Source organism: Pseudofrankia sp. DC12, from assembly GCF_000966285.1.
In the GTDB taxonomy this organism is placed as follows: Bacteria; Actinomycetota; Actinomycetes; order Frankiales; family Frankiaceae; genus Pseudofrankia.
Genome location: NZ_KQ031391.1, coordinates 3,648,492 through 3,671,950, shown reverse-complemented (window position 1 = coordinate 3,671,950; position 23,459 = coordinate 3,648,492). Strand labels below are relative to the sequence as shown.

Here is a 23,459-nt window from a genome sequence, read left to right as displayed (position 1 = left end):
GATTCCTCCGGCCCGAGTATGGTGGTCGGCCCGAACGGGCGCTGAGCGCCCGCGGGCCGCTCCGCCTGGTCGGGCGCCTAGGGCGCCCTCCCAAAGGTGGATAGGTGCGGATGCGGAAGGCTGTGTGCTGGCCGTGGTCAAGGGTCGGGAGAGTGGTTGCGTTTCGCTCATGGGCCGGTCGGTCGAGCGGGCGTTTGTGCGCTGCTTCGCGGCCCCTGTTGAGGGCCGTGCGCTTCGCCTCGCCGGGGGCCGCGCGCACCAGGGGCCCGGTGCGCGCGGCCGGCCGGCGGGATCGACGGCCCGGGTGAGCAGTCAGCGGGTCAGCGGGCAGCCCGTTCGGCATCCGAGACGGCAGCCGTCCAGGCGGCGGCCGGATCGGTGTGCTTCTGCTCCATGTTCTGGATCTGTGCCTCGATCGCGGCCCGGATGGCGCCGTGCTTGGGGCCCTGGTATTGCGGGGTCAGGGAAAGCGCGGACTCGCCGAAGATCTTGCCGGTCGGGGCGTTCAGGAAGTACGGGTTGGTGAAGCTCTGGACGCTCGGGTCGTTGACGCCCCCGACGGTCGACGGCACGTTGCCAATCGACTTGAAGACCTTGACCTGGTTCTCCGGCCTGGTCAGGAAGTCGACCAGCTCGGCGGCGAGCTTCTTGTTCTTGCTCTGCGCGGGAACCGTCAGCCACGAGCCGCCCCAGTTACCGCCCTTGCCCGGGACCGTCGCGACGTTCCAGATGCCCGAGCCGGGCTTGGCCTGCTGGATGTTCGCCATCATCCAGGCGGGGCAGGTCAGCGTGGCGAACGCACCGTTCGCGATCGCCTTGGTCCAGTCGTCCGAGAAGGAGACGAGGCCGCCGGACAGGCCGCCCCGGATCGCCGCCGCGGTCGAGTCGAACGCCGCCTTCACGCCCGGGTTGGTCCCGACCTCGACGTCGTCGGTGCCTGGCTTGTAGTAGCTCTCCTTGAGCTGGAACACCTGGGCGTTGTAGACGTTGGTGCCGGTGTCGAACCAGGTCGCGCCGGTGTTCGCGGCCTTGAACTTCTGGCCGGTCTGGAAGTACGCGTCCCAGGTCGGCCACAGCGCGGCGACCGCGGCCGGGTCGGTGGGCAGCCCGGCCTTCTGGAAGAGCTGGGTGTTGTAGCACATCGCCAGGCCGCCGACGTCGGTGCCGAGGCCGAAGAGCGACTTGCCGTCGGTCGACTCACCCATGGTCCACTTGTAGTCGCCATAGTCGGACTTGCGGCTGCCGAGGCCGTAGTCGTTCAGGTTGGCGAACAGGTCCGGAGTCGCCTTGAACTGGGCCATGAAGCCCTCGTCCACGGCTTCGACGTCACCCGCACCCGACCCGGCGGCAAGGTGCTTGACCAGGTTGTTGTGGTGGGTGTTGTACTCGTTGATGTTCTCGACGATCTTGACGCCCGGGTGGCTGGCCTCGAAGGCCGCGTACAGGCCGGCGTCCTTGTAGCCAAATGTGCTGAAATCGTTGACGACGAGCGTCGTGCTCTTGGTGCCTCCTCCTCCGTTGTCGCTGCTACCGCCACAGGCCGTCGCCACCAGCGCCGTGACCAGGAATGCCCCGGCCATGGTCGCTAAGCGACCGCGTTGTGCCCTCATGAAGCCCTCCCTCTGGCTTCACGCCCACCGCACTGATCGCGTGTGAGCGCTCTCATGGCTTCGGAACTGTGATGCGTGGTTGCGCTGGTGTCAAGGGCCAGTCGCCCAGAGATGTCACGCGCACTTTCAGAAGCCGGCTGACTACTCAAAGCACATCCAGCCATCGCCTGGACGCCGCCGGCCCCGCCGTGTCACCCTTTGCGGCACGCCGTCAGACCAGGACGACTGGGGACTCCCTCCCTCACCCGTCCAGCACCGGTCTGACCGGCGCGGCCCGCCGAAGGCCGTGCCGGCCACCGGCGCACTGTTCGCATGCGCGCCCGGCGCCGAGCCCGCCGGGGTGGAAGGGAAGAGGGAGCCCATGTCCACAATCGAGCTTCGTGACGTCTCGCTGACCTACGACGTCGGCCCGGTCCTCGACCACGTCAGCCTGTCCGTCGAGGACGGCGAGTTCCTGGTGCTCGTCGGGCCGTCCGGCAGCGGCAAGACCACCGCGCTACGAATCGTCGCCGGGCTGCTGAGCCCGCGCTCCGGCCAGGTGCTCGTCGCGGGAGAAGACGTCACCAGGGTCCCGCCGGCGGAGCGCGACCTGGCGATGGTCTTCCAGAGCTACGCGCTCTACCCGCACATGACGGTGCGCAACAACATGGCGTTCGGGTTACGGCTGGCCGGCGTCTCGCGCCGGGAGCGCGACGAGCGGGTCGAACGCGCGGCGAAGATCCTCGGCCTGACCGAACTGCTGGAGCGGCGCCCGAAGGCGCTTTCCGGCGGGCAGCGCCAGCGGGTCGCGATGGGGCGCGCGATCGTCCGCGAGCCGCGGGCCTTCCTGATGGACGAACCGCTGTCGAACCTGGACGCGAAGCTGCGCACCCAGGTTCGCGCGCAGATCGGTCGTATCCAGCGCGATCTGGGGATCACCACGCTCTACGTCACCCACGACCAGGTCGAGGCCATGACGATGGCCGACCGGATCGCGGTGCTGCACGAGGGCAAGCTCCAGCAGCTCGGCACCCCGGACGAGCTTTTCTCCCAGCCGGCGAACGCCTTCGTCGCCGCCTTCATCGGCAGCCCGCCCACCAACCTGGTTCCGGGCACGCTGACGACGGCCGACGGCCAGACGGCCCTGCGAGTCGGCGGCCAGACGCTGGTGCTGCCGGCCGGACTCGCGGCGGCGGTCAGCTCCGCCAGCACACCGGACGTGCTGGTCGGCGTCCGGCCGCACGACGTGCAGACCGAGGCGCCGGAAACCGCGGCGCTCACGCTGGAGGTCGCCGTCGACCTGGTCGAGCGGCTCGGGACCGAGACACTCGTGCACGGGGAGATGGTCACCAGCTCGATGAGCGGGGCCGCCGCCCAGGCCGCGCACGCGTTGACCGCTGCGGACGACGGGCTGCCCACGGACCCGGAGCGTCATCGGTTCACGGCGGCACTCGACGCCCGGACCGCCGTCAGCGCCGGCAGCAGGGCGCTGTTCTACGTCACCGCCGCCCGTCTGCACCTGTTCGATGCCGAAACCGGCGTGACGCTGCGAGCCGGCCGCAAGTCGCTGGCCACGGTCTGAGGTCGGCGGTAGAGACCAGCTCGCCGCCGGTTCCGAGGCCGGAACCGGCGGCGAGCTGGTCTTCTGTTCGGATCGCGGCGCCGGCCATCCGCCTCGGCGCCGGCACGGGCACCAGCGCGTCGCACTTCGGAGGAGATCTCGTCCGCCGTTCAGGACGCGGTCTCGTGCCGCTCCTTCTTCGCTGCCGGCTTCTTCTTCATGGCCGCCCGCGCCGCTGCCGACGTCAGCCCGGCCATCGCGCCGGCTCGAGCGCCGCCGCCCGCCTCGCTGCCGGTTGGACCGGACGACGCGTAGGGCCGCTTGCTCTTCGCCGCCGCCAGCAGGTCCTTCTCGCGGCGGCCCGGGTGGCTGACCGTCCGGGCGCCGAGCGCACCGATCACGAGTGAGGCAACTGCGAGGCCCAGGTCGCGCTTGCGCGCCCGCCCGCCCGGGCGTTCCGGCCGCGACCCGCCGTCCGCGGCGCTCGACCGCTGTTCTTCGGATCGTTGCCGGTCAGCTGGCCGATGGCCGTGGCCATGCGGCTCGTGTTGCCCCCCGGGGAACGACAACAGGTGCTTGCGCGCCCGGGCGTACGTCACGTGGTCATCCGCCCGGTACGAGGACGGATCAGGTGACGGCATGTCGGACTCGGCCTGGCGTCGCGGCGGCCGGTTGTCGCCTGAGCCGGGCGTGGCGGTCCTGTCGTACGAGGAGACTTCGGACCGCCGCGCCGAATCGGCCGGATAAGGCGCGGGCGGTGCGTCCGCGTCCGGCCGGTGCCGGTGCAACCGGCCGCCGCGCTCGCGGCGCCCTGCCTCGCCACGCCGTTCGGCCGCCGGCCGTCCCGCGCCGACGTCGAGCGCCTGGCCGGTACTGGCCTGCCCTTCGCCCAGATGGCCGCAGGTGCTGGAGTGCTCGTGATGGCTGCTGGAGCGCAGGGCCAGGCGCTGCTTCATGCCGGTCGCGCCCGAGCCGACCTTCGCCCGCATGGACGTCGCCGCGTCACGCGCGCCACTCGCCTTCCGGCCGGCGACCCGACCTGGGCTGTACCGCGCGGTCAGCTCGTCGATCTCGGCGGTGATCCGGTCCCGGGTCTCCTCGATCTCTGACCTTATTTCCTCAGGCCGTGCGCCCACTGCATATCCTCCTTCAGCGTCTCGACTGTCTGTGCCGGCTTGGCGTGCGCCTTTTTCACGTTCGCCCGGCCTATCAGCGCCAGTGCCGCGGCCGACACCACCAGGAGCGCACCGATAATCAGTGCGGCCCACCCGAGCGCCATTACCTCCGAAAGGCCGAACATGGCCGCGAGCAGCAGGAAGAGAACCGCGAAGACGCCCGCTCCCGCGGCGCCACCGAACATTCCGGCGCCCTTGCCGGCCCGGACCGCCGACTGGCGGATCTCCGCCTTGGCGAGGTCGACCTCCTGGCGCACCAGCATCGACATGTCACTCGCGACGTCGGACATCAGCGCCCCGGCGCCGCGGCGGCCCTGCCTGCGCCCGTTGGCGCCACCTCGGGGCGCCGTGGCCCGGTCGGCGGTCATCGTGCGCGAGACGGTCGTCGTCCCGGTCCGGGCGGTGGCCGGTGGTGCCGCGGCCGCCCGGACGCTGGCCGGGGTCTCGCCGGCCCGGGTGATGATCGGTTCGTCCGGCCAGCTCCGGCCGGTCGAGCCGTTCGCTGTGGACGTCGTCGAGGCCGGTCGGACGGTGCGCGAGGTCTCCGGGAAGGTCCCGAGGCCGTCGTCGGTGCTTCGGACATCCCGCTGGCCGCCGGGAGGCGGGCGGCCGTCGCCGTGCGCCTCGGGCCGGTCGTCCCGGAAGGTGTCGTGCCCCGGTCTGGTCGAACGGGAAGAGCCTTCCGGATAGACGTCCAAGCCGTTGTCGAACTGGCCGTCCGTGTACTGAGTCCTGGTGGCCGCGCGCTTGTCGACAGAAGGTGGGTCGTCGTCATGCAGCCCATGGCGGCTCGTGGCCCCGGCAAGGTTGCGCCGCTTCGTGGCACCCATCGCGGCGACGTCCGACCCGTCATTCCCGACCTTGCCGGGCGCGGGGGGCGTCGGCGCCTTCTCGGTCACCACGGTGGCCGTGCCGTCGAGACGTTCGTCCGGGTACGCGCGCTCTGTGCCATCCGGAGGCATCCTGCCGGTCGTCGTCGACCGTTGCGACCTCGTCATGTTGCCTCCCTGTGTGGTGTGGCCTCAGGAGACGACCGCGGGGTCGATGCCCGGCATGCCGGTGACTAACCCGGGGTACGTGAACCACTACTATCCGTTTCTTTGCCGCGCGGCGGCGGCGCGGGCAGCCGGTAGGCCCGGCGCAGGTCCGCAGCCTGCCGGTCGTTCCCGAGCCGGCGCTCGTCGCGCCGCAGCGCGGCGGCGCCCGCGTCCTCGTCCATCGACGCCGCCAGCCTCAGCTCCTCGCGGGCGGCCGCGTACTCCTCGTACCGCGCGGCCATGCGCTCGGAGACCTCTCCCGCCTTGGCGCGCCGCGCCCTGGCATTGCGATTGAGCTGGAAGGCGTCGACCTCCTCGTTGGTCTCGCCCTCCCACAGCGCGCCGCGTTCCAGCCGTGCGTAGGCGGTCCGGTCGAGGTTGCGCTTGAACAGCAGCGGCGCCAGGTCGATACCGAGAATCAGCAGGCTGATCAGTATTCGCCACACCTTGACGGAGTTGTCGCTCGCGGTGAGCCGCCAGAAGCCCTTCTCCCGCATCAGGAGGTCGTTGGCGTTCCCGATCGACCGCCATTCCGTGTCCGCGTACTGCGCGCGGCGCTGGTCCCTGGTCACCCGGAAGGAGTCCAGCCGGGCCTGGGCGGCGTCGCGCGCGGTGCGCAGACCCGGGATCTGCCCGGCCGCGGCCTGCAGCTCGCCCAGCTTGACCTGGTAGATCGGCCCCCGGCCGCCCAGGCAGCCGTCGCCGCCGGTCAGCTGGCAGTCGACCTCGCCGGTTTTGGAGGTCACCAGGTTCTCGGCCGCGGCGAGCTGGGCGCGCTGGTCGTCGAGGGCTGCGACCAGGCCCGCCTCGGTGGTTCGCTGACCGGCGTCCCAGGACGCCATCACCCCGGCGAGCTCCTGCTGGCGCAGCTCCGCGACCCGTGGCTCGATCGACGCGTCGAAGAAGCGCAGCAGCAGCGACTCACCGACCAGGATCGCGCCGATGATCGCGATCACGATCCGGAGCGCGCCCGTCGGCAGCAGCCGGCGCTGTCGGATGCGCTCCTTGCCGCCCTTTCCAGCGAGCCGCAGAGGTCGGATCGTCAGCAGCACCGACCGGTCGATGCAGAAGATGAAGGCCGCGTAGAAGATCCCATAAGGCAGCGCTGCCAGCGTCGACGTGCGGAAGCCGAACGCCGCGACCGAGGATCCCGCGTAGGCCGCGAGGCTCGCCGTCAACAGCATCAGCGCGCCCGCGCTGGCGTATCTCGATCGGTCCCGTTCGGTGACCGCGCGGTGGTCGGCCCCGGTGCAGCCGATCAGCAGGTCGACCGCGGTCCGGCGGGCGCCGACCCCCGACCCCCGGCCGCGCCGGCGCGATGCCCGGGATCCGTCTGGCTCCGCCATGGCGACGGCGGCGTCGCCGCCGATCGGCGCGTTGTCGCCGTCAGCGCCGTCCAGCCGATCGCCGCCGGAGTCCATGCCGGCACCATAGCCGTTTCAATCACTATCCGCATTCGATCAGTTACGTTAAGGCGCCGATGTGGGCCGTCGGGCGCCGCCGTCCGCGCGGCACCCCGGGGCGCTGACTAACGTCTGTCCAGGAGCCGGAGGATCTCCTGCGCCGAGGCTTCCGCCTGGACACCTGGATCGAAGCGGTCGCCGACCCGGGGTCCCGCGGCGCGACGGCCGCGATGGGCACCGCGGAGACGATCCGCTGGGAGGGGCCGGTCAGCGGCCCGATGAACGGAGGACAGGACCAATGGGGCAGATCAACGTTGTGACGCAGCGGTCACTGGCAGCGCCGACGGATCGGGTCCTCGACCTGGCCGCCGACTACGCCGGAACCCGCGCCGAGCTGTGGCCGGAGAACATCACCGACTACCAGGTCCTCGCCGGCGGCAAGGGCGCCGGCACCCGGATCAGCTACCGGCTGCACGCGACCAAGAAGCGGATCCGCGACGTCGCGGCGGAGGTGTCGGCGCCCGACCCCCAGACGCTCGTCGAGGCCGACCAGAACTCGACCCTGCGGACGGTCTGGCGGGTGCGGCCCGAGGGCGACGGCAGCCACGTCACGGTGATGACCACCTGGACCGGCGCGGGCGGCGTCGGCGGCCTCTTCGAGCGGATCTTCGCTCCCGGCGGCGTCAGCAAGCTCTGGACCGCCGTCCTCGACAACCTCAGCACCCGCCTCTGACGGCTTCCGCGCCCGAAAGGCGAGCGATCCCTGGGTGCCAGGGCTACCAGGTGCGCGCGAGGACGTTGGTGACGTAGCCGGTCATGCGGTCGAGCTTGGGCTGGTCATCGGCACTGCCGGGGACGAGCTTGCCCTGCGCCCACTGGAGCGCCCAGGTCGGCACGTTGTGCGCGGCGATCACATAGATCCAGTTCCTGCCCCAGTCGGTCGCGTCGATCCGGGTACGCATCATGTGCGCGGTCGAGTCGAGCGCCCAGAAGGGGTCCAGCGCGTTGTCCTTGGTGACGTCGGGCAACGTGGTGTTCCACTGGCACAGGCCGAAGTCGGAGTTCGTGTAGTACCCGATCGCGCCCGGGTCCCAGTTGCTCTCGATCGTCGTGATGCCACGGAGCAGACCGCGGGGAACGGTGTACTTGATCGCGTAGCGGTCGGCGATCGGCATGAACAGCGCGTAGGACGTCTCCTTGTGCACCAGCCCGAGCGGACTGCGCTCATTCGCCGGGATGTACATGTCCCGGTTGATGGTGGGCTGCTTCTGCTGCTGGAAGGCGATCAGCGCGCTACGGGTCGTCTGGGAGAAGACGCCGTCGGTTGGGATGGGCTTGCTCGTGGCCTGGTGCCAGTTCAACGCCCGTTGGATCGCCTTGACGCCGGCCTTCACCGCCATGATGTCGTCGGCCGCGCTGCCGTCCGGGGACCGCTGACCCGCGCCGACGCCGTAGTAGGGACCGAATCCGGTCCCGTCGGCGCTGATGGTTCCGCCGCGGCCGTCCGACGGCCACCCGCCCCGCCCTTCGCGCACGGGTGTGGTCACGTCCGCCCCCAGGATCTTCTTCGCCCCCAGCACCCGGCCAGGGACCGCCTGGGCAAACGTTAGGGGCGTCCTGGTGCCTCCCGCGCCCGAATCGGCCAAATCGGCCTGGCGCTGGCGAAGGTGGCGGCGACCGGGGGACGAACCCCCGGTCGCCGCCGATGATGCGGTTCCGCGGCCCAATGGCTGAGGCTACCGGCGGTCCTGCTTGCTGCCACCGATGCCGTGCCTGGCCAGCGTGCGGCCGATCGCGCTCTCGAAATGCCCGATCTTCTCGCTGAACCCCTCGTGCCCGGCCTCGTGCCGACCGCGCTGGGTCTCCGTCGTGTCGGACCGCACGCGCTCGGTCTCGCTCGGGTAGACGGTGGTCGTCGTCTCGCCACGGCGGCCCGGGTCCTGGTCTCGATGCCCCCCCTCGGACGCGTGGACGTCCCGACGGCTCCGGCTGTCGACCGGCAGCGCGGCCGGGCCATCGACGCGGTCTGAGTGGGCCGTGTCGGACGGGTAAGGGTGGTCCCGGTAGTCACGCTCGACGCGGTTCATCCGGTCGTCTCGGCCGGAGTCGCGCCGCGCAGGCTCCCGCTCACGGCCCCGGCCGCCGTGGCCGCCAGGGCCGCCGAACAGCCCACCGTGACGGGCCAGCTGCTTGCTGCGTGCGCGCATCGTGGCGTGCTCGACGTCGCGAAGGCTGCGCACACTGAGGCGGCCATGCGCGGTCGACGCCACAGCCAGGATCACCGCCCCGAGGCCGTAGAAGAACAGCAGCCAGGTCCAGGCGATCCGGGCGGTCCCACCCATCGGGTAGCCCAGGTCCCCCAGGTGCAGCGGTCCGGCCAAGGTCGGGCCGATGACGAACCAGGCACCCGCGGCCATGGCGAGCCACGCGCCGAGCATCGTCGTAGCCCGATTGGCGCTGAGCATGAGCATCAGGCCACCGACAAAGCAGGCGATCCCCGGCAGTACCTCCAGCCAGAACCGAGCGGCCGTCCACGACCACGTCTGGCTGCCACCGAACCCGAAGTGGAACGCCGGTCCGATGAACGGGATGAGCGCACCCCAGGCGCCCAGAGCCATCAGCAGCAGGCCAGCCACCGCGCCGCGGCTGCGAGGTATCCGCCAGGCTCCTCTGGCTAGGTTGTATCCGGTATCTCCGGTCGCGGTCATGGGTCGCTCCCTCCGCATCGGTTCACCCCGGTCGGTGCCCCCAGTACCGCGTACTAACCGGATCCACCTCTTGGGGGTGACCCGCCCATCACGGATGGTGGTGTCGACGCGGGCCCCGCCGGGCACTGCTCCCGGCCCCGCCCCGATCCGCACCCCGTCGCGGTCCAGGCGAACGGTGAAGCCACCGGCAGGCCGGCGCGCCCGGGTACGATCAGCCAGCGGGCCGTTAGCTCAATTGGCAGAGCAGCCGGCTTTTAACCGGCGAGTTCAGGGTTCGAGTCCCTGACGGCCCACCCGTCTTCAGGTTGCTGACCTGCAGGTTTACCTCGGGCGCTTGGCCCTCTTCCCCCTCGTTGATCGTTGTGGGCGTCAGGTGGGCGTGGCGGCGCACGACGCGGCGCGGGACTGCGTTGGCCACCTTCTCGGCCGCGGCCTGGCCGGCGCTGCGCAGAAGGTGGGTGTAGAGCAGGCCGGTGATGTGCGGCGAGGAGTGGCCGAGCCGCTTGGAGACGAGGGTGATGTCGATGCCCTCGGCCAAACCGGTAGGCGCTGTGTCGCAGCCGATGGGCACCGACCACCCCCAGCCCTGCCTTGCGGGCCGCCGTCGCGGTGACGCTGCTGACCGTGTCAGGGCTCATCGGCCGGTAGGGGCCTCTGGCGCAGAGGAACACCTCGCGCAGATCGGTGCTGGGCCTGCCGTCCCGCAAATACGCCACGAGGACGCTCCCGGCGTCGGCGGGCAACGGGAGCCGCTCGTGGCTGGTGCCCTTGCCGACGATGCTGATCTCGCCGCGCCGCCAGTCGATGTCGTCCAGCCGCAGAGCGGCGACCTCGGCGGCCCGGAGGCCGAGGCGGGACAGCAGCGTCAGGATCGCCCGGTCGCGCCGCCCCACCGCGGTCGCCTCGTCGCAGGTCGCCACCATGGCCGCGACCTGCGCACCGGCCAGCGCCTTGGGCAGTCCCACCAGTCTGCGCGTGCGGGCCGTCGGCACCGCGTCGACAAGCCCGGCGGCGATCACGCCGTCGACATGCAGGAAACGCAGCAGCGAGCGCAGCGCGGTCACCGTCGGCGGTAACGACGCCGGCCGAAGCCGGGATTCCCTGACGACGAACTCAGCTACTTCCTCCGCGGTCAGCGACCCCAGATCCACCCCGTCGCGAGCCGCCAGCTTCGTCAGGAACGGACGGACAAGCTTCACCCTCAAAGTGACAGTCGATTCCGCGAGGCCCTGTTCTCCGGCGAGATAATTCGCGAAGCGAGCGAGCACAGCATCGACCGCGCCGACCGGGCCAGCGGACTTCTGGGCATCGGTCACGCCCAAGGCGCGGAGATACGCCAGAAGGGGCTCGAACGAACCGACCCGCACCGAGGCATACCGGCCAGCGGCATGGCACTCAGCGAGAAAATCCCTCACCAGATCGACGCTCAGCGCGCTAGCTCTTTGATCCCGGTCCTCCAGCCAGCGACTCACCTGGCCCAGCAGCCGGCAGTGGTGCTCCACCGTCCTCGCCGCATATCCCCGACCTGCCAACTCGCCGGCGAAACCCAACACGAACGGAGCCAACGGCCCCGACACCGCGACACTCGACACGTCAACCAAGCTCAGCCCCTCGCGAATCATGAACGAACCGGGAGAAGCCACCGTACCTGGACCGCAGATTATGCCGACAACTCATCACACAAAACACGTGCCAGCAACGACTTGCCTACAATAGTCGGCATAAAATTCGAGTCCACATAAGTTCCGTTATGCCGACGTCGGCATAAGGGCACGAATCCACACAGCAGGTTGCTGCTGCTCACGAGGTGATTCCCCGCGCGTTGGAGCGCCCACGACCGGGTCATGCCCAGCGTGCGCAGCGGGACGACGAGGGTGCCATCGTCCGCAAGCTGGCTGATCCAGGCCGGCGGGATATCCCACGCACCGACCGTGACCTCGATGAGATCGAAGGCGCGGCCAGGCTCGATCTCGAACTCGGCGTCCGCACACACGACCTCGACGTCGGAATAGCCGGCTGCGTCCAGGCACGCGCGAGCCCGGTCGGTGACCTCCTGGTCGATGTCAACAGTCATCACCAACCCGTCTGGCCCGGCGATCTCACGCAACAAGGCGGCGTTGTACCCTCCGCTGCCGATCTCAAGGGCGTGACGGCCTTTCGCCTGACCCAGCATCTCAGCGATCAGATGAGGCGCGGATACCGAACTCAGGTTCACGCCGTCCGGGCTGCGTTTCGTGATGACCGCGCCGTTCCGGTATGCCTCCTCGAGCGGCACGCCCGGCGTGAACAACTCGCGCGGCACCTTCCGCAACGCCCGCTCCACGTCGGCGCGCATCGTCAGTCCCTGCCGCACATGGTGCTCGACGATCTTGTCGACGAGAGTGTTACGAAGATCCTCAGCCCGGGTGCTCGTGCCGGTGCTCATGGCGGTGCTCCTCCTTGGTGGCGGCGCTTGGTCATGCGTTTGACGCAGTAGCCCTCGTGGGTCTGTCAGATGACGGAGGCGGATACCAGGCCTGAGCAGGGCAGGGCAGGACCGGGCTGTCATGCCAGGTATCGAGGGCGCGTAGACGTTCGGCGACCCGGCGCAGGGTTTCCTCGTCCGTTCGGAACACGACTGGCCAGTTGGGCTCCGGTATCGCGCTGGATACGCGGGCGGTGAGCGGGGTGTCGTCCGGGGAGGGTTGGATCACGACGGTGCCGCCGGGGATCACTGGTGGAGATCACTTAATCGGACCATGCGGTATTCCTAGATGTCGATCTTCGTTGGTTGGTGGACATCCCCTGGTCGGCTCGGGCGGCGATGAAGCTCGTCCAGTCGTGGCGGGTGCGCTGTGCCCATCGGGCGGCTGTGGTGATGTGGATGCCGAGGAGGTCTGCGAGGACCGGGGCGGGGAGTTCGCTGGCCCAGTCCGCGAGGGCGCGGTTGCGTGAGTGGCGAGGTTCGATGCCGTGCTGGCGGAGCCGGCGGGTCAGGACCTCGTTGGAGGCTCGTGCTCCTGGGGCGCGGCCGGGGAAGAGCGGCCGGTCGGGGTCTGCGGAGTTTCGTCGTCGTGTGGCTGCGTCCTGCTGTGCGCGCACGACGGTGGCGAGCTTGCCAGGGATCAGCACCGGAACGTTGTCGAGCCGCAGGTAGGTCTCGGCCTGGTTGTGGTGGATGTCGCCGCTGGTCAGACGGGTCAGGCGGGAGATCATCTGGCCGTAGAGCAGGAGCAGTCCGCCGGCGGTGCGGACATCGAGGGGCATCTGCCCGTCGTTGAGGCAGCGCTCGAGTAGCTGCCAGCGGCTGGCCTCGTCGAGGAAGGTGTCCGGCTCGGAGTGGGGCAGCGTCGGCACCTGGAGGTCGCTGGTCAGTCGGCGGGCCCTGGTCCAGGCGAGGAAGGCGCGCACCAGGTAGCGAGTTTGAGCGGCGTCGTGCAGCCAGTCGTCGATGTCGGCCTGGCGGGCGTCGGCGAGGCTGGTGCCGCGTTCATCGAGCCAGGCGAGGAACTCCAGGGCGATGAGGACGTGGGTCCGCGCCCAGCGCGCGGCGTGTGAGGTGAAGCCCTGGCGGGCGGCTCGGGCACGGGCGCGGCGTAGGAGGTGCCACTGCGCGAACGGGCGCACGACCCGGGCGTGCGCTTTAGGGCAGCCGCTGAGGGTCTGGTCGAGCCACGGTTCGAGGCGTTCAAGGTACTCGAGACGTTCGGGCAGGACACCGGCGCGGACGAGCATGCCGCGCAGGTGGTGCAGGTCGTAGGTCTGGGGGTAGCTGTCGAGGAGGGCGTGGCTGACCCAATGCCAGTGAAACTCTCTTGATCGCGTGGGTCAGGCTGCCATGGCTGGCTGGGTGTGGTCACGTTCGGTGACATCGGGAAGCGTGAGTGTTGGGGCCGCCGTGGTGAGGGTGTCGGTGATCGGTCCGCAGATCCGGGTCTCGTAGACGACCTTGCGGGTGGTGAGGCCGGGTCCGGCGTGGGGGAACTCCGAGACGCTCTTCGCCCGGCGTTCGCGGGTGCGGTTGCGGTCGGGGGTGTTGCGCCGCCGGCTGAGTGCGCTGTGGATGGCGGCGAGCCGGTGTGCGACGACCTCGTCGGGCAGGCCGGGGGTCGCCGCGCCGAGGTGGCGGGTGAGCGCGAGCACCGTGGCCTTGGTGGACAGTTCCCGGGCCAGGACCGGCTGCCCGGCGCGGGCGCCGCGCTGGGCGGGGGTGGCCTGCGCGGCGGCGCTGCGCTGCACCGCGCGCAGGAGAGCCGCCCCGAGCAGGAGAGCGGGGATCTCCTGGTCGACCTCGAACGGGTCGGTGGCGCGCAGCATCGGCCCGGCTCCGGGTCCGGAGTCGTTCAGGGTGGCCTTGGTCTCGCGGATCGGGGTCTCGGTCGCGCCCCATCGGGCCCGGTAGCCGGCGGTGAGAGCGAGCGCGGGCAGCGCGGCGGGGTCGGTGATGTTCGTGGCCACGGCGAACGTCTCACCGGTGTGGACGCCGTCGGCGAACACGTCCCACTCGACGTCGCGCCAGCCGTGCAGCACGTCGTCGGTGCCGAGGTCGACGAGCGCCGAGCCGTCGGGCAGCCACGTGTCGACGTCGACGGTGATCCCGGCGCGCAGCCGCACCGCGAGGTTCATCCCGGCGCCGGTCAGCCGCCTCAGCCGCTCGGCGCCGGGGAAGTTACGGTCCCCGACGTGCAGGAGCCCAGGGTGACAGATCGCCGGGGTGGCGGTCGCGACCTGCTCGAGCAGCGTCTGCTCACCGGCGTCCTTCGCGCCCGAGGACGGGCCGTGGGCGTAGCCGAGCGGGGTCTTCGTCCCAGCGTCGACGTCGATCAGAAGGCGGACGTGCGGGAACGGCGCCGGGTCGGTGCCCGCCCCGAAGCGCTCCCGGTTCGCCGCCGTGTCGGGCAGCCGCAGGAGGGTCCCGTCGAAGCCGGCGACCCGGAACGCTCCCGCGGCCAGCGCCTGTGGGTCGTGCGGGTCGAGGAGCTCCGCGCGCAGCACCACCAGGACCGCCTCGCACACCGCGGCGACCACCACCCCCGGCACGCCGCGCCGCGCCCGGGAGAACGCCGGCCCGCCGGGCGTGGCGGAGCAGCGGGTGAACGGGACGTCCGCGACCGGCGCGAACAACGCCGCCAGCACGTCGTCCCACCCGGTGCCCGCCATCCACGACCCCAGGACCAGCGCCCGCACGACGACCCCCCGGGTCAACGCCAACGCCGTCTCCTGCCCGCGCACGGCGTCATCAGGTGCGGCGTCGTCGCTGCCGGGCGGTGTCGTCGCCTGGAACTGGGTGAACGCCTCGGCGATCAGCCGGTCGAGCGCGCCGGGGCCGAGCCGCCGGTCGAGCTCGGCCTCCGCCGCTCCCAGCGACACGTGGTCCGCCGCCCGGCCCGACAGGGCCAGATCCCCGTTGTCGTAGGCCCTGAGCGTCCCGGCCAGCACCGGCCGGTAGACGATCACCTGGTCGCCGTGGCGGGCCGGGAGCGCGCCCTCAGCCAGCGTGAGCAGGCCGCGGCGGTCGCGGGCCGGCGCCCGGCCGCCGCCGCGGCGCCCGGCCGTGCGAACCGGCCCCGCGGCCAGGTCCTCGGCACGCACCGCCAGCAGCCCGGCACCGACCCGGCCGAAGGCCACCCCGGGCAGCGCGACCGACGGGACGACAGGATAGAAACAGGACACGGCGGACTCCGGGTCAGGGAACTGGCTTCGACACCCTTCACCTCACCCGGAGATCCGCTCAAACCCCGCAATCCGGGCACTCCCAGCACCCAAATCCTCCGCTCCGGCGACCTCCCACCCCACCCCCGACCGTCACCCAACGTCACCGTTAGCTCAGGCGCGGCCGGGTACCTCACACCTCGCGATCAAGCGCCTTACAACGGCATTGGCTGCTGCACGTCGTCGGCCTCGCGCTGCTGCTGTTCTCGCTGATCGAGCGCGAGGCCCGCCGCGCCGCCGGCCCGACCGGGACGGTCGCCGGCCTCTACGCCCGCCGCCCGGCCAGGCCCACCGGCCGGCTCATCCTCGAAGCCCTCGCCGACCTGCGCCTCGTGCCCGCCCACGGCGGCCAGCCCGCCTACATCCCCCGGCCCACCCCGCTCCAGCAGCGCGTGCTCGACCTCCTCGGAGTCGACCCGACCAAACCCCCGTGATCAAGAAAACGGGCTGGTCAGAGACCTAAACCGAACGTGCGGAGTGCAGGCAACGGTGCCCAGGGCACTCGCCACCAGCGCGGCAAGAAGTGGCAAGAACGCCGAGTACCAGCGGACGACCCGCCAGGCGGGCTGAGCAGAGAACCGAGCCATTCCACCGCCCGGCGTGTGGGGTCATGACCCGCCGCTATCTTTCCGCCACGGTAGCGAACAACAAGCCCACCCGTCCCGCCCTTCGACCGACCGGAGTTACCGCCGCCGCCCCGCACCGCCGAGCAACTTCAGCAACGTGTAGATCCCCAGCACCGACCGGATCGCGACCAGCGCCCCCAGCCCCGCGTTGATGACCCCAGGATTCCCCCGATGTCACCGCCGACGAAAGAAGGATCGACGCGAACCCGACCACCAGCCACTCCGGCAGCGCGCGCTGAGCGGGTTAGGCGGCGTAGGGGCGCCGATGCTCGCGAGGTCGAGTTCGCGACCAATACCGTCCGCGGCAAGCTCGCCGACCTTAGGTCGCGATCAGCGAGTAGATCGAGCCGTCGGGCATCGCGGAATGGACCTCGCGTGTATCTCCCCGCTCGGCACGGTCGGGACTGGCGCTCGCCCGCGAGCGCGCGTCCGAGGCGGGGAGACGCCGGGCGAAGGCCGCTTGGACTTCGAGGACAGCGCCCATGTCGCCGGTGGACAGTTGTTGGTCGAGGTTCGCTTCGACTCCACAGCGGACGGTCAGCCTTTGACCCTCGAAGGCGAATGTGGCGCTCGTCCCGCGTGCTGTGCCGAACGGGGTCTCATAGAACGGCCGTTCTCGTGGCCTGCGGTCCAACCGCTGTCGCATGACCCTCGGCGCCCAGCGCTCGACGGCGGGCAGGTTGCCCGCGAAGTCCGCGAGCATCGCCCATGAACCAGGCAGCCCAGCGTCCACCAGATCTCGTGAGTCGACATCGCGAGTATTGTCGGCGATACGGAAGCCTCGCATCTGCTGTACACGCTCGGCTCGTACCCCGTAACTGGGCTCGTCCTCATCTTGAGGATCCAGCGCGAGATATCGCAACCCGTTGTCGGCCAGGATGGTGCTCACGGCCACGCCAGCTGGGACTCGGCCGTCCACTCTGATCCCGCCGAGCTGCTCGACGGCACTCGCCAGCTGCTGGATCGCATGTGCGGGGTACTTGGTGCCCTTACATTCGACAGCCCGCACGCGGTACCGCGAGGGAACGGAAGCGTCGTCCGCGAGCAGCAGATAGTCAGGGCGTCGCACCCCAGCCTTCTTCACCGGGTACCGCTCCCCGCCTGCGCGTACGTGGCCGTCACGGAACGCAACATCGATGTCGATCACTCGGATCACCTCGCCGGCAACGCCTGACCGCTCGAACCAGCGCTGGCCGAGAAGTGCGCCGAAGCCGATACCCAGCTCTTCCGACGTGACCCGCCTCTGGTTGCCGACGACCCCGCGACCAGGCTCACTGACACACAGCTGCGGCACCTCATCGGAGGTCAGCTCGAAGAAGCCGAGATAGCGGAGGCGACCCCACTGCAGGTACAGGTCGAGAAGGTCATCCTGATAGCGAGAGCGAGTCACGTAGGAGAGCATGTGAAGCGCCTCAACCGGCCGAAGGCGAACACCCGACTCCAACCCGACGGCGGGCGCGAGGTCCTTGTCGGCGTTGAAGCCCTTCACACTCTGGATCTTGCCGACAAGTTCGTCGTCGCTGCTTCCGGACAACTGAATCTCGGTGTCAACAACCCGTAGGGCATGGTCAAGGTCCATACACCAATGATGCCAGTCAGCACCGCAGGAACAGGTCGGCCCGCCCGGTCGCGATCAGCCTGCGGTGAGGCGGACACGCCAGTCGGCGACTCGCGACCGCAGGCCTGCCAGGTAGTCGGGGGTCGCACCGTAGACGGCGAAGTCGTCCTCGTCATCAAGCCGGGCGATCAACCCGAGCATGGCCGCGAAATGCCGGCGATCAAACCCGCCGTCAGCCTCGTAAGCGATCTCGCACAGGCGATCGAGGGTGTAGTGCCCGCCCGTGACCGCGGCGCCGATGTCCAGGAAGTCGCGGGCGGCCGCGCGGTTGCACAGCGCGTGCCGCTACGCCCCAGGCCTGTGCCCGCTGGCCAACTCGAGGAAGCGCGCCTCCCAGCGGCTACGCACCTGGGGCGGCAGCACCAGCTCACGCCACAGTTGCGCGAGCGTGCGCCCATCCAGCCACCGCGACAGGTCCGCCTTCGTCGACGCCTCACGCAGAACGGTCTCGTACATCCGGACCAGCCTGCCCTGGCTGGCCAGGTCGTACCGGCCAGAACCTGACCAGTCCAGCCACCGGTCCAGGACGACCACTCCAGCGGTCGGACCATGAAGTGTCGTTGACATGAAGATCCTCGAGGGAGTCCGCCACGGCGTACGGGCGCACGTCGGCGTACCGCGACCCAGGCGGCGGGCCCCCGGACCACGAACCGCTCATCTCCGACACCACTTCCCGGCTCAGGTCCCCTGACATAGAGCACGCCGACGGGCCGGAGCCGATGGACGAACAGAGTGCCAGTGATAGACCGATAGTCATGGCTGAGCCGCTTCGACCGCAACGGCAGGTAGGCGCCATGAGATCGCCTGCCAGGTCGCCCGGGCGCCCAGCCGCCCGACGCTGTTGACCGACGCCGGAGGCATGCGCGCATTTTCGCGCGCGCGCGATCGATTTCTCGTATGCGCGATTAGATCGCGTGGGGATCAGACGCGGCGTGCGTAGGCGGTCGCACGGCCTGCGCCAGCGGCTACCAGTGGTCCGCCATCGCGTGCCATGTCGCGCAGCAACCGGGACGCCTGGCTGGAGGACAGAGCGCACAGGTTCGCCGCGTCGCTTCGGGTGATCTGGCCTGTCAACGGTTTCCGAAATTTGACCCCCTGGGGGTCCGTGAAATTCGACCCCGGGTCGATTTTCAAGATCAGGTAGTGCGGTGTTCCCGGTGGTGCGGGTGTGCCGTGACGGTGGTGGTCTTCCCTGCGTGGTGCGCGCGGGTGATTGAGCTTCGCTGAGATCGGCGATCTTCTCAGTGGGCACGTCGTGGGGTAGGGGTCGTTCGGTGCAGACGCGGTCGAACAGGTCTCCGCGCTCATACCACTCCAGGCCGGTGCCGCGCAGTAGCGCGCTGACGAGCAGGAGCGACAACTCGCGTCGCCCGATACCGCGGCCGTCCGTGGTGGCTAGATCGAGCGCGCCACGGCTGTCGGCGGCGAAGAGGGGCATGCGCGATGTCCATGGCTATGCCGCCACCGAACGCGGCGGTTTCCGGTTCGTAGACCCCGGGCCTCCAGGCGTCCAGATGTCCGTCCGCGACGAGCTGGTCAAGGGCCGCCTCGGCCGCACGCTTCCTGGGCGTGTCGAAGAAGGACTTCGTCGCCGATGCCGTCCGGGTCTACCTTGACCAGCGCCGCGAAGAGATCCGCCGGGGCATGGCCGCCTCGATGAAGGTCCTCGACGGCTCCCTGTCCGCAAGCGTGGCCGCACTGACCGGCCTGTCAGCAGAACGGATCGAACAGCTCGGCGGCGTCGGCGGCTGGAACGAGTGACCGCATGCCGGTCGCCCGACCCTGCGCTGCCCGCGCGAAGACCTGCACCTGCCACTCCCAGCGCGGCCAGAAACCTGGCACGGGACCTCACCCATCCGGAGCCTGACCGGCGACTGGGACGACGGCCCCGTGACCAAGGCGGCCACCGCCCTGCTCCCCGAGTGGGTCCAATGGCCCGCTGAACGGGCAACCTTCCCGAACCCCTCCTCGCAGCGTCACGCACCGCTACCGAGGGCACCTTCGACCTGCCGGGCCTCGGCGCCTCCTGCATGCCCTGACGTAGAGCCACCACAGCGATGTCCGCGGCGGGCCATGGGCAGCCCGTGTCGGCCTGCCCACAACGCTTGCGGATATTGCGGCTGCTGCGGATGATGCGAATAAAGGACCGCGCCAACGCGTTGAGCGGGTCGGCGAGTCCGATGGCCCCGGAGGTGATGAGCATGCCCGCGCAGGTCGACGGCGAGACCAGACCGACGGACCGCGACCGAGAGGTCGCCCGACGAGCACACCGCCGCATCCGCGAATACCTCTCAGCGCATCCGAACGACGACCAAGACACGATCAACGCGGAACTGGTCGGCGACGAGGCTCTCGTCGTCCCCAGGGGCGCAACCGTCCTCCTGACTCAGATCCTCGGAGCCCTCGCCCGCGGCGAGGGTGTTACCGTCATGCCCGATTCGGCCGAGCTGACGACCCAGCAGGCCGCAGACGTCCTCAACGTCTCCCGCCCATACCTGATCAAGCTGCTGGAGTCCGACGAGATCCCGTACCGCAAGGTCGGCACCCACCGACGGATCAGGTTCCGCGACCTCCGCGAGTACAAGAACCGCGACGACCTGCAGCGGAGACGCACCGCCGACAGCCTGACGGCGCTGGGTGAAGAGCTGGGGCTGTACTGACCCATGGCCTTCGTCGTGGTCTACGACGCCAACGCCCTCTATGGGACCACGGTGCGCGACCTGCTGATCCGGATCGCACAGTCAGAGCTCGTCCAGGCCAAGTGGACAGACAAGATCCTCGACGAGATGCTCGACAATCTCGGGCGCAAGCGCCCGGACATCACAGGCGAGAAGCTCGGCATCCTGCGCGAGCGCATGAACGGTGCCATCAGGGACGTCCTGGTGACCGACTACGAACCGCTCGTCGAAGGTCTCGATCTGCCCGATCCTGACGACCGGCATGTCCTCGCAGCGGCGATCAAAGCCGGCGCGGAGGTCATCGTCACCAGCAACCTCAGGGACTTCCCCGCCAAATACCTGGCGCAGTGGGACATCGAGGCCAAGTCGCCTGACGCGTTCGTGCTGGACCAGATGGGCATCTCGATGCCGAAGGTAGCCGGGGCCATCCAGCAGATCGTCGACTCCAGGACGCGCCCACCGCAGTCGGTCGATGAGGTGCTCGACGAGTTGGAACGTGCGGGGCTTGTCGATTCGGTCGCAGCACTTCGCACCCCTCGCGCGCTCGATTCAGCGGACGACGACGCCCCGGCCGGCTAGCAGGGCGTCGATCGGCCTGCGCGGTGTTGCCCGGATTGCCGCCCGATCGAGCCCGCGACTGCTGGAGTCGGCTCGGCGCACGCTTGGGCCGGAGGCAACCGACACGGGCTAAGGCTACGCAGCGGGCCCCCGCCGTTTGGGCAGAGGAAGCAGTCCAGCACACCCAACAGGGCGCAACACAGCAAGATCGTTGTGGGCGTGATGTGTCCATTCCAGGTGGTGGGTTGAGTAGCCCCGCGTTGATGGTGGTTAGGGAAGACGCCACGGGGGTCATCGATGAGGAAGCCGAATTGATCAGTCTTGTGGGGCGAGGGGTGCGCGAGCAACCGCCCGATTACGTGCTAGATCCTGAATCATCTGAAATCGACCGCCATGGCTAATGGTCACCCGTCGGACCAGATAGTCTCGGTTGCCTCGTCCACGCTGCGGACAGGGGCAGGCTCCGTAACCGCCGATGTCCGCGCCGAAAACCGACGACAAACAGGTACCCAGCGGGCACCCGGCATGCCATCGGCGCCAGAACTCCCGCACCTTCGACGCTGACCGATGGTTCGGTCCGAGCATCCACCGACCGAGCATGAGACTGCAACCCGCACCCGGTCACCTGGCCCGAGCCGACGCGCCGATCGACCGCCTGACCGATCGGTTACCCGCCCGCGTGCCTGCCCGCCCGAGCCACGCACCGTGGCCACCGTTCGACCACATAGCCGATCGACCACCCCGGCGCGCGGGGCTGACCCGTCGGCGGGCGTCGATCGACGCAGACCCATCGATCGGCGCCCACCGGTCCGACCCATCGAACCGGCATACCCATCGACGCCACCCCAGCCGACCTCATGAACACCCCGAACCCGGCCGACCCCATGAACGCCGGTTACCCCATGGAGGCCCGCGACGGGTGGCGGTTCGGAAACGCTGGGGCTGAAACGTGCCACCGCCCCCGGAGCGCCGTTGATCCGGGGGCGGTGGGTCGGGTGGCGCCGGCTGGACGGGCAGGAAGGATGCCGGCCGGCGCCGGCTCAGGTGGTCACGACGCGGGCAAGCGCCTCGACCCCATCCACCGGCCGGCAGTGAACGAAGACGGTCACGTCCTCGTCTGCCGGGGCGGGAAAGTGCGGGCTGACCTGCTGCACGTCAGCGACGAGGCGGATACCGGCCACCATCGCCGCGACGTCGGCCGGAGTGCCGACGATCCGCACCCGGCACGCCGCACCGTCCAACTCCGCCCCGGCGCCGCGCTGGCCGTACCGGGCGGCCATGACTGGGTGGCGCGCGGCGGCCCGCTCGGTGGCGCTCACCGGCCGGACGACCCGTGCTGGCCAGCGGCGCGCCGGTTCCAGTGGCGCAGGATGCACGCCCGGCACGGTTCGATCCACGGGCCGCGCGGCACATCGGCCCACCGAACCGGCTCGGCCAGCGGCTCGGTTACTGGCTCGGCGACGTCGGCGCCCGCAGTCGGGCAGGATGACACCATCGGCGCTCCCTATAGCGTCGCGGCCCGTTCGGTGCAGCCACACCGGGCGGGCCGTTCTCGTTCCGGCGGACCCGGCCACTCGGGCGGCCCGCGTCCAATCGGGAACGGTAGCGCGTTTGCATCGACCGCGACAGACCCGGTCGTGCATCGACCCATCTGCAATCAGGGTAGAGACGCGTGGGGCACAGCACCGGGCCACGGGCCGCGACACCGGATGAGTTGATCGGTATGGCCGAGATCCGGGCCGTTCTTGGGGTCGGAAAGGCACGGGCCTACACGATCACGCGGGACCGCTCGTTCCCGGCGCCGTGGTACGAGGGACCCGACGGGCAGACCCGTCTTTGGCTTCGGCCAGACGTCCACGGCTGGCTAGACACCTACCGCCCGGGTTGGCGGGACGCCCCGCCGGTCCGCTGACGGGCCGGCACGCAGCCGGCAGTTCCATGGCCTACAGCGATCCACCACAGTTCCATGGCCTGCACAGCGGCCGGGCCTCGACGGACGAAGCGGGCCGCTGTGCAGGTGGGCGCCGCTACCTGCTCGGGCGCCCGGTGGTCGCCATCCCGGCTAGACGAGACGCCCCGGGCTGGCCGTCCGCCTCGTCGGCGCGCTGCCCGTCCCGGACGGCTGCACGGTCAGCGTGACCGTGTCCAACAACGTCAACGACACGTCGCCGAACTGGTTGGTGAGCACCACGTCCGTGAGCCGATCCGTCCCGCTCAACCGGCGGAGAGCGGCCCGCAACTCCGCCACCGTGCAGCCAGCCGGCAGACTCACTCGGACCAGCGGACCGGCCGGCGCCGACGAGGATGCGGCCCGGTCCGCCTCGACGTCCCGAACGGCGCTGACGACCGGCCCGGCCGGCTCGGCGGGCGCCGCGACGAGGACCGGCCGCGTCACCTGACCACCCGACCGGCCCGAGCCGACGAGACGAGGCGCAGGCCGAACCGACGCGGGCAGGGTGCGGACGATGGGCACAGGAAAGCTCCGTTCATGAGCAGGTGGTCCGCAGGTCACGGCCGGCGAACCCGCGCCAGACCGGACCACACGGGCGGGATCGGATGCAGGCAGCGCCGGACGTCGAGGCGGCCGGGTGCCCGGCCGAGCCGGGTGGAATGGGCCGCGCGAACCACGGGCCGGCAGCTACCGGCAGTAGCCGAATTTCGGGGCATACCGAGCACTCGGCACGGTCAAACGGGCTGGCTGGCCGTGCCATCCGCCTAGCACACGACAAGCACACGGCGCCCGATCGCGCCCGTTTTGGATCACTCGTACCCGGTCGCGCCCGAGCCGGAAAGTGCTGCGGCGTAGGCACTTTCA

21 protein-coding genes and 1 tRNA gene are annotated in these 23,459 nt (G+C 70.1%); 6 read left to right on the top strand and 16 right to left on the bottom strand.

The genetic code is table 11. The annotated features are described in order from the left end of the window. Window positions 1-320: 320 nt before the first annotated feature. Complete coding sequence (locus FRADC12_RS14520) at window positions 321-1,580, bottom strand: ABC transporter substrate-binding protein (RefSeq protein ID WP_045877058.1); 1,260 nt, start codon at window positions 1,578-1,580, stop codon at window positions 321-323. 391 nt (window positions 1,581-1,971) lie between these two features. Between FRADC12_RS14520 and FRADC12_RS14515 the strand changes: the two genes are divergently transcribed. Continuing rightward, window positions 1,972-3,171: an ABC transporter ATP-binding protein gene (locus FRADC12_RS14515; RefSeq protein WP_045879600.1), complete on the top strand. Its 1,200-nt coding sequence runs from the start codon at window positions 1,972-1,974 to the stop codon at window positions 3,169-3,171. A 149-nt stretch (window positions 3,172-3,320) separates the two neighbouring features. Here the strand turns inward: FRADC12_RS14515 and FRADC12_RS14510 are convergent, their stop codons facing one another. From FRADC12_RS14510 to FRADC12_RS14500, 3 genes are all read right to left on the bottom strand, one after another. Further along, a complete protein-coding gene (locus tag FRADC12_RS14510; protein ID WP_045877057.1) occupies window positions 3,321-4,286 on the bottom strand; it encodes a DUF3618 domain-containing protein in 966 nt (321 codons plus the stop codon). After that, window positions 4,262-5,323 (bottom strand): phage holin family protein, encoded by a 1,062-nt coding sequence (locus tag FRADC12_RS33160; protein ID WP_232303795.1) that lies wholly within the window; start codon window positions 5,321-5,323, stop codon window positions 4,262-4,264. Before FRADC12_RS33160 ends, FRADC12_RS14510 begins: the two co-directional genes overlap by 25 nt. A 65-nt stretch (window positions 5,324-5,388) precedes the next feature. Continuing rightward, window positions 5,389-6,783, bottom strand: coding sequence for a DUF4407 domain-containing protein (locus FRADC12_RS14500; RefSeq protein WP_157488861.1), 1,395 nt, complete (start codon window positions 6,781-6,783; stop codon window positions 5,389-5,391). A gap of 280 nt (window positions 6,784-7,063) precedes the next feature. On the opposite strand from FRADC12_RS14500, the gene FRADC12_RS14495 reads away from it, so the two are divergent. Next, window positions 7,064-7,498, top strand: coding sequence for an SRPBCC family protein (locus tag FRADC12_RS14495; RefSeq protein ID WP_045877056.1), 435 nt, complete (start codon window positions 7,064-7,066; stop codon window positions 7,496-7,498). A gap of 43 nt (window positions 7,499-7,541) precedes the next feature. On the opposite strand, the gene FRADC12_RS14490 is transcribed toward FRADC12_RS14495, so the two are convergent. Continuing rightward, the gene (locus tag FRADC12_RS14490; protein WP_045879597.1) at window positions 7,542-8,312 is read right to left on the bottom strand and encodes a peptidoglycan-binding domain-containing protein; all 771 of its coding nucleotides are present in this window, start codon (window positions 8,310-8,312) and stop codon (window positions 7,542-7,544) included. Window positions 8,313-8,501: 189 nt separating this feature from the next. Then, a complete protein-coding gene (locus FRADC12_RS14485; protein ID WP_045877055.1) occupies window positions 8,502-9,473 on the bottom strand; it encodes an MFS transporter in 972 nt (323 codons plus the stop codon). A gap of 220 nt (window positions 9,474-9,693) precedes the next feature. Between FRADC12_RS14485 and FRADC12_RS14480 the strand changes: the two genes are divergently transcribed. Next, window positions 9,694-9,766 (top strand) — tRNA-Lys (locus tag FRADC12_RS14480). Here FRADC12_RS14480 and FRADC12_RS34905 read toward each other — a convergent pair. From FRADC12_RS34905 to FRADC12_RS14445, 8 genes are all read right to left on the bottom strand, one after another. Beyond that, window positions 9,728-10,396 carry a tyrosine-type recombinase/integrase gene (locus FRADC12_RS34905; protein WP_084011339.1) on the bottom strand — a complete coding sequence of 223 codons (669 nt, stop codon included), beginning with the start codon at window positions 10,394-10,396 and terminating at the stop codon, window positions 9,728-9,730. The genes FRADC12_RS14480 and FRADC12_RS34905 overlap by 39 nt on opposite strands. 737 nt (window positions 10,397-11,133) lie before the next feature. Beyond that, window positions 11,134-11,898 carry a class I SAM-dependent methyltransferase gene (locus tag FRADC12_RS14470; RefSeq protein ID WP_052710917.1) on the bottom strand — a complete coding sequence of 255 codons (765 nt, stop codon included), beginning with the start codon at window positions 11,896-11,898 and terminating at the stop codon, window positions 11,134-11,136. A gap of 302 nt (window positions 11,899-12,200) precedes the next feature. Beyond that, window positions 12,201-13,187 (bottom strand): site-specific integrase, encoded by a 987-nt coding sequence (locus FRADC12_RS14465; protein ID WP_052710916.1) that lies wholly within the window; start codon window positions 13,185-13,187, stop codon window positions 12,201-12,203. 93 nt (window positions 13,188-13,280) lie between these two features. After that, on the bottom strand, window positions 13,281-15,125 hold the full coding sequence (locus tag FRADC12_RS14460) for a hypothetical protein (protein ID WP_045875092.1): 1,845 nt from the start codon (window positions 15,123-15,125) through the stop codon (window positions 13,281-13,283). 194 nt (window positions 15,126-15,319) lie between these two features. Beyond that, complete coding sequence (locus FRADC12_RS14455) at window positions 15,320-15,508, bottom strand: hypothetical protein (protein ID WP_045877054.1); 189 nt, start codon at window positions 15,506-15,508, stop codon at window positions 15,320-15,322. Between the two features lie 601 nt (window positions 15,509-16,109). After that, window positions 16,110-17,369: a hypothetical protein gene (locus FRADC12_RS14450; RefSeq protein WP_045877053.1), complete on the bottom strand. Its 1,260-nt coding sequence runs from the start codon at window positions 17,367-17,369 to the stop codon at window positions 16,110-16,112. A 54-nt stretch (window positions 17,370-17,423) separates the two neighbouring features. Then, window positions 17,424-17,549: a hypothetical protein gene (locus FRADC12_RS33830; RefSeq protein ID WP_255355193.1), complete on the bottom strand. Its 126-nt coding sequence runs from the start codon at window positions 17,547-17,549 to the stop codon at window positions 17,424-17,426. Window positions 17,550-17,693: 144 nt separating this feature from the next. After that, entirely contained in the window at window positions 17,694-17,975 is a 282-nt protein-coding gene (locus FRADC12_RS14445) for a hypothetical protein (RefSeq protein WP_198152903.1), read from the bottom strand. 1,002 nt (window positions 17,976-18,977) lie between these two features. Here FRADC12_RS14445 and FRADC12_RS14440 point away from each other — a divergent pair. The 3 genes from FRADC12_RS14440 to FRADC12_RS14430 all read left to right on the top strand — a co-directional run bounded on the left by FRADC12_RS14440 (window position 18,978) and on the right by FRADC12_RS14430 (window position 20,665). Further along, entirely contained in the window at window positions 18,978-19,169 is a 192-nt protein-coding gene (locus tag FRADC12_RS14440; RefSeq protein WP_232303793.1) for a hypothetical protein, read from the top strand. Between the two features lie 440 nt (window positions 19,170-19,609). Continuing rightward, window positions 19,610-20,068: a helix-turn-helix domain-containing protein gene (locus FRADC12_RS14435; protein WP_045879593.1), complete on the top strand. Its 459-nt coding sequence runs from the start codon at window positions 19,610-19,612 to the stop codon at window positions 20,066-20,068. Between the two features lie 3 nt (window positions 20,069-20,071). Then, a complete protein-coding gene (locus FRADC12_RS14430; protein WP_045877051.1) occupies window positions 20,072-20,665 on the top strand; it encodes a PIN domain-containing protein in 594 nt (197 codons plus the stop codon). Between the two features lie 1,019 nt (window positions 20,666-21,684). Here FRADC12_RS14430 and FRADC12_RS14425 read toward each other — a convergent pair. Both FRADC12_RS14425 and FRADC12_RS14410 read right to left on the bottom strand, forming a co-directional pair. Further along, the gene (locus tag FRADC12_RS14425; protein WP_198152902.1) at window positions 21,685-22,029 is read right to left on the bottom strand and encodes a hypothetical protein; all 345 of its coding nucleotides are present in this window, start codon (window positions 22,027-22,029) and stop codon (window positions 21,685-21,687) included. A gap of 677 nt (window positions 22,030-22,706) precedes the next feature. Further along, complete coding sequence (locus FRADC12_RS14410; protein WP_045877047.1) at window positions 22,707-23,039, bottom strand: hypothetical protein; 333 nt, start codon at window positions 23,037-23,039, stop codon at window positions 22,707-22,709. Window positions 23,040-23,459: the final 420 nt, after the last annotated feature.

What these genes read in the sequence shown, in the direction of transcription:
- FRADC12_RS14470 (WP_052710917.1), bottom strand. Translation starts at nt 11,898, where the DNA reads ATGAGCACCGGCACGAGCACCCGGGCTGAGGATCTTCGTAACACTCTC.
- FRADC12_RS14435 (WP_045879593.1), top strand. Translation starts at nt 19,610, where the DNA reads ATGCCCGCGCAGGTCGACGGCGAGACCAGACCGACGGACCGCGACCGA.
- FRADC12_RS14445 (WP_198152903.1), bottom strand. Translation starts at nt 17,975, where the DNA reads ATGTCAACGACACTTCATGGTCCGACCGCTGGAGTGGTCGTCCTGGAC.
- FRADC12_RS14500 (WP_157488861.1), bottom strand. Translation starts at nt 6,783, where the DNA reads ATGGACTCCGGCGGCGATCGGCTGGACGGCGCTGACGGCGACAACGCG.
- FRADC12_RS33830 (WP_255355193.1), bottom strand. Translation starts at nt 17,549, where the DNA reads ATGCTCGGGTTGATCGCCCGGCTTGATGACGAGGACGACTTCGCCGTC.
- FRADC12_RS14495 (WP_045877056.1), top strand. Translation starts at nt 7,064, where the DNA reads ATGGGGCAGATCAACGTTGTGACGCAGCGGTCACTGGCAGCGCCGACG.
- FRADC12_RS14465 (WP_052710916.1), bottom strand. Translation starts at nt 13,187, where the DNA reads ATGCTCGTCCGCGCCGGTGTCCTGCCCGAACGTCTCGAGTACCTTGAA.
- FRADC12_RS14520 (WP_045877058.1), bottom strand. Translation starts at nt 1,580, where the DNA reads ATGGCCGGGGCATTCCTGGTCACGGCGCTGGTGGCGACGGCCTGTGGC.
- FRADC12_RS33160 (WP_232303795.1), bottom strand. Translation starts at nt 5,323, where the DNA reads ATGACGAGGTCGCAACGGTCGACGACGACCGGCAGGATGCCTCCGGAT.
- FRADC12_RS14450 (WP_045877053.1), bottom strand. Translation starts at nt 17,369, where the DNA reads ATGGACCTTGACCATGCCCTACGGGTTGTTGACACCGAGATTCAGTTG.
- FRADC12_RS14485 (WP_045877055.1), bottom strand. Translation starts at nt 9,473, where the DNA reads ATGACCGCGACCGGAGATACCGGATACAACCTAGCCAGAGGAGCCTGG.
- FRADC12_RS34905 (WP_084011339.1), bottom strand. Translation starts at nt 10,396, where the DNA reads ATGGTGGCGACCTGCGACGAGGCGACCGCGGTGGGGCGGCGCGACCGG.
- FRADC12_RS14430 (WP_045877051.1), top strand. Translation starts at nt 20,072, where the DNA reads ATGGCCTTCGTCGTGGTCTACGACGCCAACGCCCTCTATGGGACCACG.
- FRADC12_RS14515 (WP_045879600.1), top strand. Translation starts at nt 1,972, where the DNA reads ATGTCCACAATCGAGCTTCGTGACGTCTCGCTGACCTACGACGTCGGC.